The organism is Pseudarthrobacter sp. rb (assembly GCF_056389225.1).
In genome coordinates this window covers 1-13,189 of the sequence record NZ_JBWJAR010000004.1, presented here as the reverse complement: position 1 = coordinate 13,189, position 13,189 = coordinate 1, and the positions used below count along the sequence as shown (strand labels likewise).

Here is a 13,189-nt window from a genome sequence, read left to right as displayed (position 1 = left end):
CCGGTTACAGCCGGGCCCCCATTCGCTTGCAACTGCAGGAAGGCACCAATGAACCCGTTCTCCCCTTTGCCGGAAGGCAGGTAAACCTGTGGTCCGGTTTATTCTTCGCCGACTCCTACAGGTGATCCCTGTCTTTCTCGGCACCACGCTGCTCGTCTATTACATGGTGTTCGCCCTGCCCGGCGACCCCATCGCGGCGCTCTTCGGCGACCGCCAGCCCCCGCAGTCAGTCATCGACACCCTGCGCAGCCAGTACAACCTGGACCAGCCGTTCTGGGTCCAGTACGGCCTTTTCCTCAAGAACCTCTTCACCTTCAACCTGGGCAATGACTTCACGGGACAGCCAATCGCGGCCACTTTGGCCCGGGTCTTCCCCGTGACCGCCATGCTCGCGGTCGAGGCGCTGATTATTCAGGCCGTCTTCGGAGTGGCGTTCGGCGTCTTCGCCGGGCTCCGCCGCGGCGGCTGGTTCGACTCCACCGTCCTGGTGGCCTCGCTGGTGGTTATCGCCGTCCCCACCTTCGTCCTGGGCTTCGTCTTCCAGCTCGTCTTCGGCGTCCAGCTCGGCTGGGCCAAACCCACAGTCGGAGCCAATGCGGACTGGGGAAATCTGCTGTTACCGGCAGTAGTCCTGGGACTTGTCTCGTTCGCCTATGTCCTCCGCCTGACCCGTGCGTCGGTCAGCGAGGGCATGAACGCCGACTTCGTGCGGACGGCCACCGCCAAGGGCCTTTCCCGGCCCCGGGTGGTCCTGGCGCACATCCTGCGCAACTCGCTGATCCCGGTGGTGACCTATCTGGGCGCCAACCTTGGCGGCCTGATGGGCGGCGCCATTGTTACCGAGGGCATCTTCAATGTTCCCGGCGTAGGCAACAAGCTCTACCAGGCTGTCCTTCGCACTGAGGGACCCACCATCGTCTCCATCGTCAGCGTGCTGGTGCTGGTGTTCGTGGTGGCCAACCTGCTTGTCGATCTCCTGTACGCCTGGCTTGACCCGAGGATCCGCTATGACCAGTAACAACAGCCACTTTGTGGCCCCCATCGACGAGACGCCGCTGCAGGCGACGGACGCCGTCAAGGCTGACCAGGCCCCGCTCAGCCTCTGGGCAGACGCCTGGCGCAAGCTTCGCCGTCGTCCGTTGTTCATCATTTCGGCTTTTCTTATCCTGGTGCTGATCGTCGTAGCGCTGTTCCCTGGCTTGTTCTCGTCGGTGCCGCCGAACGAGGGCTGCGAGCTCGCAAACTCAGAAGGCGGACCTGCGCCAGGGCATCCATTCGGCTTCACCTTCCAGGGCTGCGACATTTACTCCAGGGTCATCCACGGCACGCAGGCTTCACTATCGGTAGGTATCCTTTCCGTCCTCTGCGTCCTGGTCATCGGGGTGACCTTCGGTGCCCTCGCCGGCTTTTATGGCGGTTGGCTGGACACCATCCTCGCGCGTCTTGGTGACATCTTTTTCGCCTTGCCTTTGATCCTCGGGGCGCTTGTCATCACACAGTTGCCCATGTTCAGGGAAAACAAGAGTGTTTGGACCGTGGTCTTTGTCATCTCGCTGCTTGCCTGGCCGCAAATGGCCCGCATCACCCGTGGCGCTGTCATCGAGGTCCGTAACGCCGACTTTGTGACAGCAGCCCGTGCGCTGGGTGTCTCGAAATTCGGAACGCTGGTGAAGCACGTCCTTCCGAACGCCCTCGCACCCGTGATTGTTCTGGCCACCCTCGAACTCGGCGTATTCATCGTGGCGGAAGCCACCCTTTCGTTCCTGGGGATTGGCTTGCCCGAGGGGGTCATGTCCTGGGGGCACGATATCTCCGCAGCACAGACTTCCATACGAACGCATCCGCAGATCATGCTCTACCCGGCCGCCGCGCTCTCCCTTACGGTGTTGAGCTTCATCATGCTGGGCGACGCCGTGCGCGACGCCCTTGACCCGAAGAGCCGTCAGCGATGAGAGAAAAAGAGATGACAACTCCAGAAGTCCGCATCGATGAGGCCGGCACCACCGGCGTCAGGCCGCTGCTCGAAATACGTGACCTGGCCATCACCTTCAAGACCGGCGGCGGTGAAGTCAAGGCTGTCCGGGACGCGCACCTGACCATCATGCCCGGCGAAACCGTCGCGATCGTGGGGGAGTCCGGCTCCGGAAAGTCCACCACTGCCCTGGCAGCCATCGGCCTCCTGCCCAACAACGGCAGGGTCTCCGGGGGACAGATCCTGCTCGACGGAGAGGATATCGCCCACGCCAGCGAGCACCGCATGATCGAACTGCGCGGCAACACCATCGGCATGGTCCCGCAGGACCCGATGTCCAACCTGAACCCCGTGTGGAAGATCGGCTACCAGGTCAGGGAAACACTGAAGGCGAACGGCCGTCCCAGCGGGCCGGACGACATCGCCAAGGTGCTGTCCCAGGCTGGACTTCCGGACGCCAAACGCCGGGCCAACCAGTACCCGCATGAGTTTTCGGGCGGCATGCGCCAGCGTGCGCTGATCGCGATTGGCCTCTCCTGCCAGCCACGCCTGCTGATTGCGGATGAGCCGACGTCGGCCCTCGACGTCACCGTCCAGCGGCAGATCCTGGACCACCTGGAAACCATGACCAACGAGCTGGGCACCTCGGTGCTGCTGATCACCCACGACCTTGGTCTCGCGGCCGAGCGTGCGGACAAAGTGGTGGTCATGTACCAGGGCCGGGTCGTTGAGGCCGGGCCGTCGCTGGAGCTGCTGCGCAACCCGCAGCACCCTTACACCAAGCGGCTCGTGGAGTCCGCGCCGTCCCTTGCCAGCCGCCGCATCCAGGTGGCCAAGGAGCAGGGCGTGGAGACCACGGACCTGCTGGCTCCCGTGGCCGAGGCCGTGAAGACGGACACCTTCCTGCAGATCCAGGACCTGCGGAAGGTGTACAAGCTCCGCCAGGGGCTGGGCAAAGCGACGGACTTCGCAGCCGTCGACGGCGTGAGCTTCGACGTCCGGCGGGGAACCACGACGGCGATCGTGGGGGAGTCGGGTTCCGGCAAGTCCACAGTGGCCAAGATGGTGCTCCAGCTGGAGAAGCCGACCGAGGGCAGGATCCTGTTCGACGGCGTCGATACCTCGGCCCTGAAGCCTGCCGAGCTGTTCAAGTTCCGCAGGCGGGTCCAGCCGATCTTCCAGGACCCGTACGGCTCCCTCGATCCGATGTACAACATCTACCGCACGATCGAAGAACCATTGCGGGTCCACAAGATCGGGGACCAGGCCAGCCGGGAGAAGAAAGTCCGGACGCTGCTGGACCAGGTGGCACTGCCCCAGTCCGCAATGCAGCGTTATCCCAACGAGTTGTCCGGCGGCCAGCGGCAGCGCGTTGCCATCGCACGGGCACTTGCGCTGGACCCCGAGGTCATCATCTGTGATGAGGCAGTCTCCGCGCTTGACGTGCTGGTGCAGGCGCAGGTGCTGAACCTGCTCGCCGACCTGCAGGCCAACCTCGGGCTGACGTATCTGTTCATCACGCACGACCTTGCCGTGGTGCGCCAGATTGCGGACCACGTCTGCGTGATGGAGAAGGGCCGCCTGGTGGAGACCGGGTCCACGGACGACGTCTTCGAATCGCCCAAGCAGGAGTACACCAAGGCCCTGCTCAATGCCATCCCCGGCGCGAAGCTGATGCTTCCGCCTGAGGTGGCATAGCGGGACGTTTTCCTTGAACGGATGGAGCCGGGACCTTTGGGGCCCGGCTCCATCCGTTTAATTGGCCGGTTCGGTTAACCGGCGAGATGTTTGGACGGGCGGTAACAGCCCGGTTCGGCTGTCAGTCCTGGAAGGTGCTCCCGCTTGCAGGCACGGCGGCGAGGGCGCCCTGCTCCGCTGCGGGTTTCCGGTCCAGTCCGAGTTCCCGCAGCCTGCGCTCAAGAATCCCGCCCAGGGCCGTGCGGCCTTCGGGGTTCATATGCACCGCATCAGCGAGGTCCTTTGCCAGTCCATACCTGGTGAGCCAATCTCCGGTGGAGATAAAGGGCACTCCATTTGCTGCCGCCACGGCAGCGAGCAAAGCGTCCACCTCGCTCCGCCGGCCGCCGCCGTCGTTCGCTCCCCGGGCCAGGGTGCCGATCATTGCCAGCCGTGTGCCGGGATAGCGGCTCCGCAGCTCAGAGATCAGCCGCTCGGCGTTCCGCGAGATCTGCGCGTTGCTTGCCCCTCCGGCGGCGTCGTTGCCGCCACCCTCGACCACAATGAGGGCGGGAGTGCCGGAAGGAAGCAACCAGTCCCCGCGCTGCAGGGCGTCCACGTAATTACCGGTAGCGCCGTTCGCCGCGACGTAGCCGGTGCCGCCGCGGCCGCAGAAGTATACGTTGTACCCGGCAGCGGCCAGGCCCAGGCGGGGCCAGCCGTCTACGGGTTCCGACTGCGAATCCCCAATCAGCAGGACCGTTCTGCCCACATCGGGAACAACTGCTTCCAGGCGGCCGTTGCCCGTATTCAGAACGTGGGCAGTGGCTGTCACCGACACCTTCGGGGCGCCCGGCTTCACGGCTGCCACCTGGCTGTTGGCCGCCTGGCCTGTGGCTGCCCGCGACATCGCTGTACTAGGGAGTCCGCCGTCCCCGCTGTTGCCAATAATCCCCGAGACCGCCACGAGCGCGGAGACCGCGGCGGCGGCAGCCCAGGCGACACCACGCGGGGTGTTGGCCTTGGCAGGGGGCATCGTTGTCTCCGGCGTGCTCAATGGATGGGCTGTGTCACAGACATCATGCCATGCACCGGGATGTGGAAGTGAACTTGGTCACATGCATTGCGGAATGATGGCTGATATTGGCTTAAGCGGCGGCGGTCAGTCCGCTTGGAATTTAGGCCAACAAATAACTCAGCGGCTAGAATAGAGGAAGGCGCCCTGTGCCAAGGGCCTTGTCCGTCGTGCGTTCCAGTTGGAAATGTCGCGATACAACAGCTGACTCCACTGAATCGAGCCTTTACGCATGTCTGAAACCACCACCAACACCGCGGTAGCCACTGCATCGCGCAGTGACCTCCGCAACGTCGCGATCGTGGCCCACGTTGACCACGGCAAGACCACCCTGGTCGACGCCATGCTCAAGCAGACCCATTCCTTTGCAGAGCACAACCACGTAGAAGACCGCGTCATGGACTCCGGCGACCTGGAGCGCGAAAAGGGCATCACCATCCTGGCGAAGAACACCACTGTCGCCTACAACGGTCCGTCCTCGAACGGCGAGACCATCACCATCAACGTGATCGACACCCCCGGCCACGCCGACTTCGGCGGCGAGGTGGAGCGCGGCCTGTCCATGGTCGACGGCGTCGTCCTGCTCGTCGATGCCTCCGAGGGCCCGCTGCCCCAGACCCGCTTCGTGCTGCGCAAGGCCCTCGCTGCGCACCTGCCCGTGATCCTGCTGGTCAACAAGACCGACCGCCCCGACGCGCGGATCGAAGAGGTCGTGCACGAGTCCATGGACCTGCTCCTCGGCCTCGCCTCCGACCTGGCCGACGAGGTCCCCGATCTGGACCTGGACAAAATCCTCGAGGTCCCCGTGGTGTACGCCGCCGCGAAGGTCGGCCGCGCCTCCCTGGAGCAGCCCGCTGACGGCACCGCTCCGGAGAACGAGGACCTCGAACCGCTGTTCAAGACCATCATCGAGCACATCCCGGCTCCGACGTACAACCCGGAGGGTGTGCTCCAGGCGCACGTCACCAACCTCGACGCCTCCCCGTTCCTTGGCCGCCTGGCCCTGCTGCGTATTTACAACGGCACCCTGCGCAAGGGCCAGACCGTGGCCTGGGCCCGCGCCAACGGCGAGCTGAAGAACGTCAAGATCACCGAGCTGCTCGCCACCAAGGCGCTGGAGCGCGTGCCGGCCGAGTCCGCAGGCCCCGGCGAGATTGTCGCCGTCGCCGGCATCGAGGAGATCACCATCGGTGAAACCCTGACCGACGCCGAGAACCCCCAGCCGCTGCCGCTGATCACCGTGGACGATCCCGCGATCTCCATGACCATCGGTATCAACACCTCCCCGCTGGCCGGCAAGGTCAAGGGCGCCAAGGTCACTGCCCGCCAGGTCAAGGACCGTCTTGACAAGGAACTGATCGGTAACGTCTCCATCAAGGTCCTGCCCACCGAGCGTCCCGACGCCTGGGAAGTCCAGGGCCGTGGCGAGCTCGCCCTCGCCATCCTGGTGGAGCAGATGCGCCGCGAAGGCTTCGAGCTGACCGTCGGCAAGCCGCAGGTTGTCACCAAGACCGTTGATGGCAAGATCCACGAGCCGATGGAACACATGACCATCGACGTGCCCGAGGAATACCTGGGCGCCGTCACCCAGCTCATGGCAGCCCGCAAGGGCCGCATGACCAACATGGCCAACCACGGCACCGGCTGGTGCCGCATGGAGTTCATCGTTCCGGCCCGTGGCCTGATCGGTTTCCGCACCCGGTTCCTCACCGACACCCGTGGTGCAGGCATCGCGGCTTCCATCTCCGAAGGCTACGAGCCGTGGGCCGGCCCCATCGAGTACCGCACCAACGGTTCCATGGTTGCCGACCGCGCCGGTGTTGTTACCCCGTTCGCCATGATCAACCTGCAGGAACGCGGCTCCTTCTTCGTGAAGCCCACGTCCGAGGTCTACGAAGGCATGATCGTGGGCGAGAACTCCCGCGCCGACGACATGGACGTCAATATCACCAAGGAAAAGAAGCTCACCAACATGCGTGCCGCTTCCTCCGACACCTTCGAGAACCTGACCCCGCCGCGGGAACTCACCCTCGAAGAGTCACTCGAGTTCGCCCGCGAGGACGAGTGCGTCGAAGTGACCCCGGACGCCATCCGCATCCGCAAGGTCATCCTGGACACCAACGAGCGCGCCAAGGCCAACCGCGCCCGCGCCAAGGCCTAGTAACTCCGCAGGTCCGCAGAACGCCACCGGCATTTGCCGGTGGCGTTCTGCGTTTAAGCTCCCGATTGGGCAGGAAACCGTGGGTTCGTTAGGCAGGGAGAGCCCGTGGGCAACGAGCGGCGGTATCAGTGCGCAGCGGCGCGGCGCGGGGGAGCGGGCGGCACTTCCTTCGCGGCCACCACAAGCTCAAGGGGAATGACGACGTCGGCCTGGCGGGTGCGGACGGTGCAGGAACCGGCGTCGCACGCCAGCAGGTGGCCCAGGGCATCCGTGAGGCCACCTTCAATCCGGTAGCGCACCACCACCCGGGTTCCGGGCTCAGCCGCGGCCAGGAAGCGGGCAGGGGCAGGCGCTGGCAGACTCACCAGTTCATACTAGGCCGCCGGCTAGGTTCGCGGGAACGGGCTGGGAGATAATAGGCTCAGATGTCAATAGTCCGGCCGTGCTGCCGGATGCTAGAGCCGGCGGGGAAGCCGGAACCCAACGTGGAGAGGCCAGGGACGTGACGTACGTAATCGCGCAGCCGTGTGTGGATGTTAAGGACAAGGCATGCATTGAGGAATGCCCGGTCGACTGCATCTACGAAGGCGAGCGTTCGCTGTACATCCATCCGGACGAGTGCGTCGACTGCGGCGCCTGCGAGCCGGTGTGCCCGGTGGAGGCCATCTACTACGAGGATGACACCCCGGAGGAATGGGCCGACTACTACAAGGCCAACGTCGAATTCTTCGATGACCTTGGGTCTCCTGGTGGCGCGGCCAAGATCGGCAACACGGGCAAGGACCACCCGATGATCGCCGCCCTGCCGCCGCAGAACCAAGACCACTGACGCGGACGGGAAACGTGACCGCAGCAGTGAATTCGTTTGGCCTGAACCTGCCCGACTACCCGTGGGAGGCCATGGCCCCCTACATGGCCAAGGCCTCGGAACACCCGGGCGGGGCAGTCAACCTCTCCATCGGCACGCCCGTGGATCCCACACCGCAGCTGGTCCAGGACGCCCTGAAGGTGGCCGCCAATGCCCCCGGCTATCCCACCGTTCACGGCACTCCCGCGCTTCGGGAAGCCATCTCGGGCTGGTTCGAACGCCGGCGCGGAGTGGCGGGCCTCGACCCCCGCAACATCATGCCGACAGTGGGGTCCAAGGAACTCGTTGCGTGGCTGCCGCTGCTGCTGGGCCTCAAGCCCGGAGACGTCGTCGTACGCCCCAAGGTGGCTTACCCCACGTACGATATCGGCGCCACCCTTGCCGGGGTCACCTCGGTGGCCACGGACAACCTGGACGAGCTTGACGACGCAACGCGGGCACGCGTGCGCCTCATTTGGGTCAATTCCCCGGGCAACCCCACGGGCAGTGTCCGCGACGCGGAGTCACTGAAGGCGCTGGTGGTCCAGGCCCGTGAAATTGGCGCTGTGGTGGCATCGGACGAATGCTACGCAGAGCTTGGCTGGGGCGACTGGGACGTCCAGCGCGGCGGCCAGCGCGTCCCCAGCATCCTCGATCCCCACGTGGCCGGCGGCTCGCACCATGGCCTGCTCGCCGTCTACTCCCTGAGCAAGCAGTCCAACCTGGCCGGCTACCGCGCAGCCTTCGTGGCCGGCGACCCGGACCTGATGCCCAACCTGGTCAACAGCCGCAAGCATGCAGGCATGATCGTTCCCTACCCGGTCCAGGAGGCCATGCGGGTGGCGCTGGGGGATGACACCCACGTCGAGGCCCAGAAGGACCTGTACCGGGGCCGGCGTGAACGCCTGGTGCCCGCGCTGCTGGACTTCGGCCTGGAGATCAAGGAGTCCGACGCCGGCCTGTACCTGTGGTCGACTGCAGGCGAGGACACGTGGGCCACGGTGGCCCGCCTGGCTGAACGCGGCATTGTGGTGGGGCCGGGTGTCTTCTATGGAGACGCGGGCAACGGCTATGTCCGCGTGGCCTTGACCGGATCCGACGAGCGGATCGATGCAGCCGTTGCACGGCTGGCCTGATCCGGCCCCCGGGGACACGTAATAATCGTGTGACTCGCCCCACATCCGGTGCATTTTAGGCCGGATGGGAAGCTCGCGGATTAGTGACACCCGCCAAGGAGCGGTACTTTTTAAGTTGACGATCAATGGTGGCTTTCTACAAGAAGGCAGCCCGGGTGTTGGAACCTGTCTTCTCAGGCTCAAGTGCGCGGCTCACCTGATGTTGGATCAAGCTTTCGACAGAGGCCGAAGACGCCTCATGAAGGGGACTCCATGACTGAGACCAACAATGCTGCGACCCTGCTCCACGCAGGTGGCGAGCTGAAGCTCCCGCGCATCCAGGTTGTTGAAGGGAACGAAGGTTACGACGTCTCCAAGCTGCTCAAGCAGACCGGTGCCGTGACCTTTGACCCCGGCTTCATGAACACCGCAGCAACCACCTCCGCCATCACCTACATCGATGGCGATGCGGGCATCCTGCGCTACCGCGGATACCCCATCGAGCAGTTGGCGCAGCACTCCAGCTTCCTCGAGGTGTCCTACCTGCTGATCTACGGGAACCTGCCCACGCCCACCGAACTGGACGAGTTCGACCAGAAGATCCGGCGCCACACCCTGCTGCACGAAGAGCTCAAGGGCTTCTTCGGCGGCTTCCCCCGCGACGCACACCCCATGCCGGTGTTGTCCTCGGCCGTGTCCGCGCTGTCCACCTTCTACCAGGACTCGCTGGACCCGTTCAACGCCGAGCAGGTGGAGGTTTCCACCATCCGCCTGATGGCAAAGCTGCCGGTTATTGCCGCCTATGCGCACAAGAAGTCCATCGGCCAGCCCATGCTGTACCCGGACAACTCCATGAACCTGGTGGAGAACTTCCTGCGCCTCAGCTTCGGCCTCCCCGCCGAGCAGTACGAGCTGGACCCGGTCATCGTCAAGGCCCTGGACCTGCTCCTCATCCTGCACGCGGACCACGAGCAGAACTGCTCCACCTCCACCGTGCGCCTGGTGGGCTCCTCCAACGCCAACCTCTTCGCCTCCGTTTCGGCCGGCATCAATGCCCTCTTCGGCCCTGCCCACGGCGGCGCCAACGAGGCCGTGCTGAAGATGCTCCGCCAGATCCAGGCCGAGGGCCTCAAGCCCGAGGACTACATGGAGAAGGTCAAGAACAAGGAAGACGGCGTCCGCCTCATGGGCTTCGGACACCGCGTCTACAAGAACTACGATCCGCGCGCCAAGATCGTCAAGGCCACGGCCCACGAGATCCTCAGCAAGCTCGGCGGCAACGACGAACTGCTCGACATCGCCATGCGCCTGGAAGAGAAGGCGCTCAGCGATGACTACTTCATCCAGCGCAAGCTCTACCCGAACGTGGACTTCTACACCGGCCTGATCTACAAGGCCATGGGCTTCCCCGAGAAGATGTTCACCGTCCTGTTTGCCATCGGCCGCCTGCCGGGCTGGATTGCCCAGTGGCGCGAAATGATCAGCGACCCGAACACCAAGATCGGCCGCCCGCGCCAGCTGTACATCGGCGAGCCGGAGCGCGACTACCCCGCCCGCTGATTCCCCGCCTGTCAGGGACAGCAACAGCAATGACGACGACGGCCGCCCACCTTTCACAGGTGGGCGGCCATTTCGCTTTAATCACCATCCATTGCTCCCCACCGGCACCCTAACCTCGCAAGCTCGGCCAGGGAACCCTGCCGGCGTGGGCCCACTGCCCTTTTGGGGGCTCAAAAGGCCAGCTACTCGGCAATCGACGGGGAGGGCAGGGTCAGGAGGCGTAGCCTTGGGGGTTGTTCTTCTGCCAGCGCCAGTGGTCCTCGCACATCTGGTCCACGGTCTTGGTGGTGGACCAGCTCAGGTCTGCCAGTGCCGAGGTGGCATCGGCCCAGAACGCCGGGAGGTCTCCCGCGCGGCGGCCGGTGATCTCGTAGGGGATGGGCTGGCCCACTGCCTTCTCAAAGGAGCGCAGGACCTCCAGGACAGAGGAGCCCTTGCCGGAACCGAGGTTCCAGCGGAAGACGCCGGTGCGGTCCGCGATGTGGTTCAGTGCGGCCACGTGTCCCTCGGCCAGGTCCACCACGTGGATGTAGTCGCGCAGGCAGGTACCGTCCGGCGTGTCGTAGTCGCCGCCGAAGACCATGAGCTTCTCACGCCGCCCCACCGCCACCTGGGCAATGAACGGGACAAGGTTGTTCGGGATGCCCTGCGGGTCTTCGCCGATGCGTCCCGAGGGGTGTGCGCCCACCGGGTTGAAGTAGCGCAGCAGTGCTATGTGCCATCGTGAGTCGGCGGCGCCGAGGTCAGAGAGGATGTCCTCGATCTGTTCCTTGGTGCGCCCGTACGGGTTGTTGGCGCCGATCTCCATTTTTTCCACGTACGGGATGGGGTTGTGCTCACCGTAGACGGTGGCCGAGGAGCTGAAGACGATTGACCGGACGTCGTGCCTGTCCATGACGCGGACCAGGTTAAGCGTCCCCACCAGGTTGTTGTAGTAGTACTTCAGCGGCTCCTGCACTGATTCACCCACCGCTTTGAGGCCTGCGAAATGAATGACGGCCTCGATGCCGTTTCCGGCGAACACCTTCTCGACGGCGGCCTCGTCCACCAGGTCCACGTTGTGGAACTCCGCGGTCTTGCCGCTGAGTTCGGCTACGCGGCGCAGCGACTCCTCGCTGGAGTTGACCAGGTTGTCGATGACGACCACGTCGTGGCCGGCTTCCTGCAGGGAAAGAACAGTGTGGGAACCGATGTAGCCGGTGCCCCCTGTGACCAAGATTTTCATGCCTCAACGCTATCCCACGTGCAGCGTTGCCCGCCGCCGTGTCCCGGATGGCGGGCGGTCTGTGAAAGGCAGAGTAAGCACAAGTGTGCTAATAAGAATGGTGCCCAAAATTGTAGACGCCGATGCCCGGCGGCAGGATGTGGTCCAGGCGGTTCTCCGCATCATTGCCGTGGACGGTCTCGAGCGTGCCTCGCTTCGGGAAGTTGCGGACGAAGCAGGACTGGCGGTCGGCTCGGTCCGGCACTACTTCCAGGGCAGCGAGGAGCTCCTGGCGTTTACGTTCGGCACGGTGGTGGACCGGGTGGCCGGCCGGCTGGAAGCCCTGCTGCCCGCCGTGCTTGATGCTGCCGCAGCCAGTCCCGAACAGCGGGAGGCTGTTTTAACCCTTCTGGGCGGCATGCTTCCCCTGGACGAGGAAACAGCCGTGGAGGCATGTGCGTGGCTGGCGTTCAAGAACGCCGCCCGCATCCGGCCGTTCCTCGCCGCGGAGGCGGACCGCAGCCACCGTGAAATTGCGGCCATCATGGGCGCACTCGTCGCAACCCTGCTGCCCGACGATGAACCGCAGGAAAACCTGGTGGTGGAGGCCGAACGGCTCCTGGCAACGCTGGACGGACTGTGCATGCACGCCTTGCTCCAGCCCGGCTGGATGACGGCGCAGATGTGCCGCGACGTGCTTGAGCGGCACCTGGACGGGATCGCACGCTAAGGGATCAAAAGGCTGTCTTCCACTTCCGCGGACTGGTTGCGGGAATAGACTGATAGCCGGTAGGCCGGACCGATCACGACGCCCGGCACCGGTAGGCCAGGAAAGGACTTTGGATGCAGCACGCAAGCGGTTCCGGGTGGCAGATCACCACCGACACATCCGGGCCGATGATGATTGCTCTTTACGTCCGGGACGCCGCCGGCCTGAACGGCGTGGGCCGTCCCATGCTGTCCCATGCATCACCCAAAGTCCGTTCGGCGGACCATAAGCACCTGACCGCGGATGTTGGCGGCCTCAGCGCACTGAAGACCGAGTGGGAGGCCTGGTGGGAGCAGCTGCTCAAGGCGCACCCCCACACCTCCCCGGAACTGTCTCCACCCGATTTCGAAGCGTTCGGCAACTCGCCGGCGCTCCAACGGCTGCTGCAGGCCCATTTCGGGTCTGCCCTCACCTGGGCCAGGGAACGCCGGAGCGAATACGCCGAACTCGAAGCCCAGCGCGTGGCCAGCGGAACGGACCAGCTACTTGGGGACATGGTGGATGACCGGCTGATGGAGGTGGGGCGGGACTCGCGGGACTTCACGCTGACCATCATTGAGTTGCCGCTGGACGAGCAACGGGCCTGGTACCTGGAACCGGACAAGATCATCATGAGCCAGGAGCTGATGGGCCAGCCTGAGCTGCTCCGCAGCTACGTCCAGCCGGTGCTGGAAATCCTGGTCTAATACGAAAGTAGGGTTCGTCAGGCTGCGGTGACCGGGGTGATGGTGACATTGAAGCCGAGGTTGTTGAGCTTTTTGATCGCGTTGTTTTTGGCTTTGATCGGGTCCAGACGGGTGAAGTGGTCG

Annotated in this window: 13 protein-coding genes; 10 read left to right on the top strand and 3 right to left on the bottom strand. The window is 64.5% G+C overall.

The window, feature by feature from the left end:
• The first annotated feature begins 88 nt into the window (after positions 1-88).
• The 3 genes from ACWRN3_RS06825 to ACWRN3_RS06815 are packed head-to-tail and all read left to right on the top strand — an operon-like array spanning position 89 to position 3,670.
• The gene (locus ACWRN3_RS06825; RefSeq protein WP_142117098.1) at positions 89-1,018 is read left to right on the top strand and encodes an ABC transporter permease; all 930 of its coding nucleotides are present in this window, start codon (positions 89-91) and stop codon (positions 1,016-1,018) included.
• Positions 1,008-1,952, top strand: a complete 945-nt coding sequence (locus ACWRN3_RS06820; protein WP_476740196.1) for an ABC transporter permease — start codon at positions 1,008-1,010, stop codon at positions 1,950-1,952. Before ACWRN3_RS06825 ends, ACWRN3_RS06820 begins: the two co-directional genes overlap by 11 nt.
• 11 nt (positions 1,953-1,963) lie before the next feature.
• A complete protein-coding gene (locus ACWRN3_RS06815; protein WP_476740195.1) occupies positions 1,964-3,670 on the top strand; it encodes a dipeptide ABC transporter ATP-binding protein in 1,707 nt (568 codons plus the stop codon).
• 121 nt (positions 3,671-3,791) lie between these two features.
• Here the strand turns inward: ACWRN3_RS06815 and ACWRN3_RS06810 are convergent, their stop codons facing one another.
• On the bottom strand, positions 3,792-4,685 hold the full coding sequence (locus ACWRN3_RS06810; RefSeq protein WP_476740194.1) for an SGNH/GDSL hydrolase family protein: 894 nt from the start codon (positions 4,683-4,685) through the stop codon (positions 3,792-3,794).
• A gap of 271 nt (positions 4,686-4,956) precedes the next feature.
• On the opposite strand from ACWRN3_RS06810, the gene typA reads away from it, so the two are divergent.
• Positions 4,957-6,885 (top strand): translational GTPase TypA, encoded by a 1,929-nt coding sequence (gene typA / locus ACWRN3_RS06805; protein ID WP_255172740.1) that lies wholly within the window; start codon positions 4,957-4,959, stop codon positions 6,883-6,885.
• 125 nt (positions 6,886-7,010) lie between these two features.
• Here typA and ACWRN3_RS06800 read toward each other — a convergent pair whose 3' ends face one another.
• Positions 7,011-7,250, bottom strand: coding sequence for a putative acetyltransferase (locus tag ACWRN3_RS06800; protein WP_476740193.1), 240 nt, complete (start codon positions 7,248-7,250; stop codon positions 7,011-7,013).
• Between the two features lie 137 nt (positions 7,251-7,387).
• Here ACWRN3_RS06800 and fdxA point away from each other — a divergent pair, with 137 nt between their 5' ends.
• The 3 genes from fdxA to ACWRN3_RS06785 all read left to right on the top strand — a co-directional run bounded on the left by fdxA (position 7,388) and on the right by ACWRN3_RS06785 (position 10,407).
• The gene (gene fdxA / locus ACWRN3_RS06795; protein WP_013601705.1) at positions 7,388-7,714 is read left to right on the top strand and encodes a ferredoxin; all 327 of its coding nucleotides are present in this window, start codon (positions 7,388-7,390) and stop codon (positions 7,712-7,714) included.
• A 14-nt stretch (positions 7,715-7,728) separates the two neighbouring features.
• On the top strand, positions 7,729-8,868 hold the full coding sequence (dapC, locus tag ACWRN3_RS06790; protein WP_476740192.1) for a succinyldiaminopimelate transaminase: 1,140 nt from the start codon (positions 7,729-7,731) through the stop codon (positions 8,866-8,868).
• Positions 8,869-9,120: 252 nt separating this feature from the next.
• The gene (locus tag ACWRN3_RS06785) at positions 9,121-10,407 is read left to right on the top strand and encodes a citrate synthase (RefSeq protein WP_056334606.1); all 1,287 of its coding nucleotides are present in this window, start codon (positions 9,121-9,123) and stop codon (positions 10,405-10,407) included.
• A 211-nt stretch (positions 10,408-10,618) separates the two neighbouring features.
• Here ACWRN3_RS06785 and galE read toward each other — a convergent pair whose 3' ends face one another.
• Positions 10,619-11,632 (bottom strand): UDP-glucose 4-epimerase GalE, encoded by a 1,014-nt coding sequence (galE, locus tag ACWRN3_RS06780; RefSeq protein WP_324642537.1) that lies wholly within the window; start codon positions 11,630-11,632, stop codon positions 10,619-10,621.
• A gap of 100 nt (positions 11,633-11,732) precedes the next feature.
• On the opposite strand from galE, the gene ACWRN3_RS06775 reads away from it, so the two are divergent.
• The 3 genes from ACWRN3_RS06775 to ACWRN3_RS06765 all read left to right on the top strand — a co-directional run.
• Positions 11,733-12,341 carry a TetR/AcrR family transcriptional regulator gene (locus tag ACWRN3_RS06775; RefSeq protein ID WP_476740340.1) on the top strand — a complete coding sequence of 203 codons (609 nt, stop codon included), beginning with the start codon at positions 11,733-11,735 and terminating at the stop codon, positions 12,339-12,341.
• Positions 12,342-12,454: 113 nt separating this feature from the next.
• Positions 12,455-13,066 (top strand): hypothetical protein, encoded by a 612-nt coding sequence (locus ACWRN3_RS06770; RefSeq protein ID WP_255172736.1) that lies wholly within the window; start codon positions 12,455-12,457, stop codon positions 13,064-13,066.
• A 27-nt stretch (positions 13,067-13,093) separates the two neighbouring features.
• On the top strand, positions 13,094-13,189 hold a 96-nt coding region (locus ACWRN3_RS06765), incomplete at its 3' end, for a hypothetical protein (RefSeq protein WP_476740339.1).

Coding starts and splice junctions, on each gene's coding strand:
- ACWRN3_RS06820 (WP_476740196.1), top strand. CDS start 1,008: ATGACCAGTAACAACAGCCACTTTGTGGCCCCCATCGACGAGACGCCG.
- ACWRN3_RS06815 (WP_476740195.1), top strand. CDS start 1,964: ATGACAACTCCAGAAGTCCGCATCGATGAGGCCGGCACCACCGGCGTC.
- ACWRN3_RS06810 (WP_476740194.1), bottom strand. CDS start 4,685: ATGCCCCCTGCCAAGGCCAACACCCCGCGTGGTGTCGCCTGGGCTGCC.
- typA (WP_255172740.1), top strand. CDS start 4,957: ATGTCTGAAACCACCACCAACACCGCGGTAGCCACTGCATCGCGCAGT.
- ACWRN3_RS06785 (WP_056334606.1), top strand. CDS start 9,121: ATGACTGAGACCAACAATGCTGCGACCCTGCTCCACGCAGGTGGCGAG.
- galE (WP_324642537.1), bottom strand. CDS start 11,632: ATGAAAATCTTGGTCACAGGGGGCACCGGCTACATCGGTTCCCACACT.
- ACWRN3_RS06770 (WP_255172736.1), top strand. CDS start 12,455: ATGCAGCACGCAAGCGGTTCCGGGTGGCAGATCACCACCGACACATCC.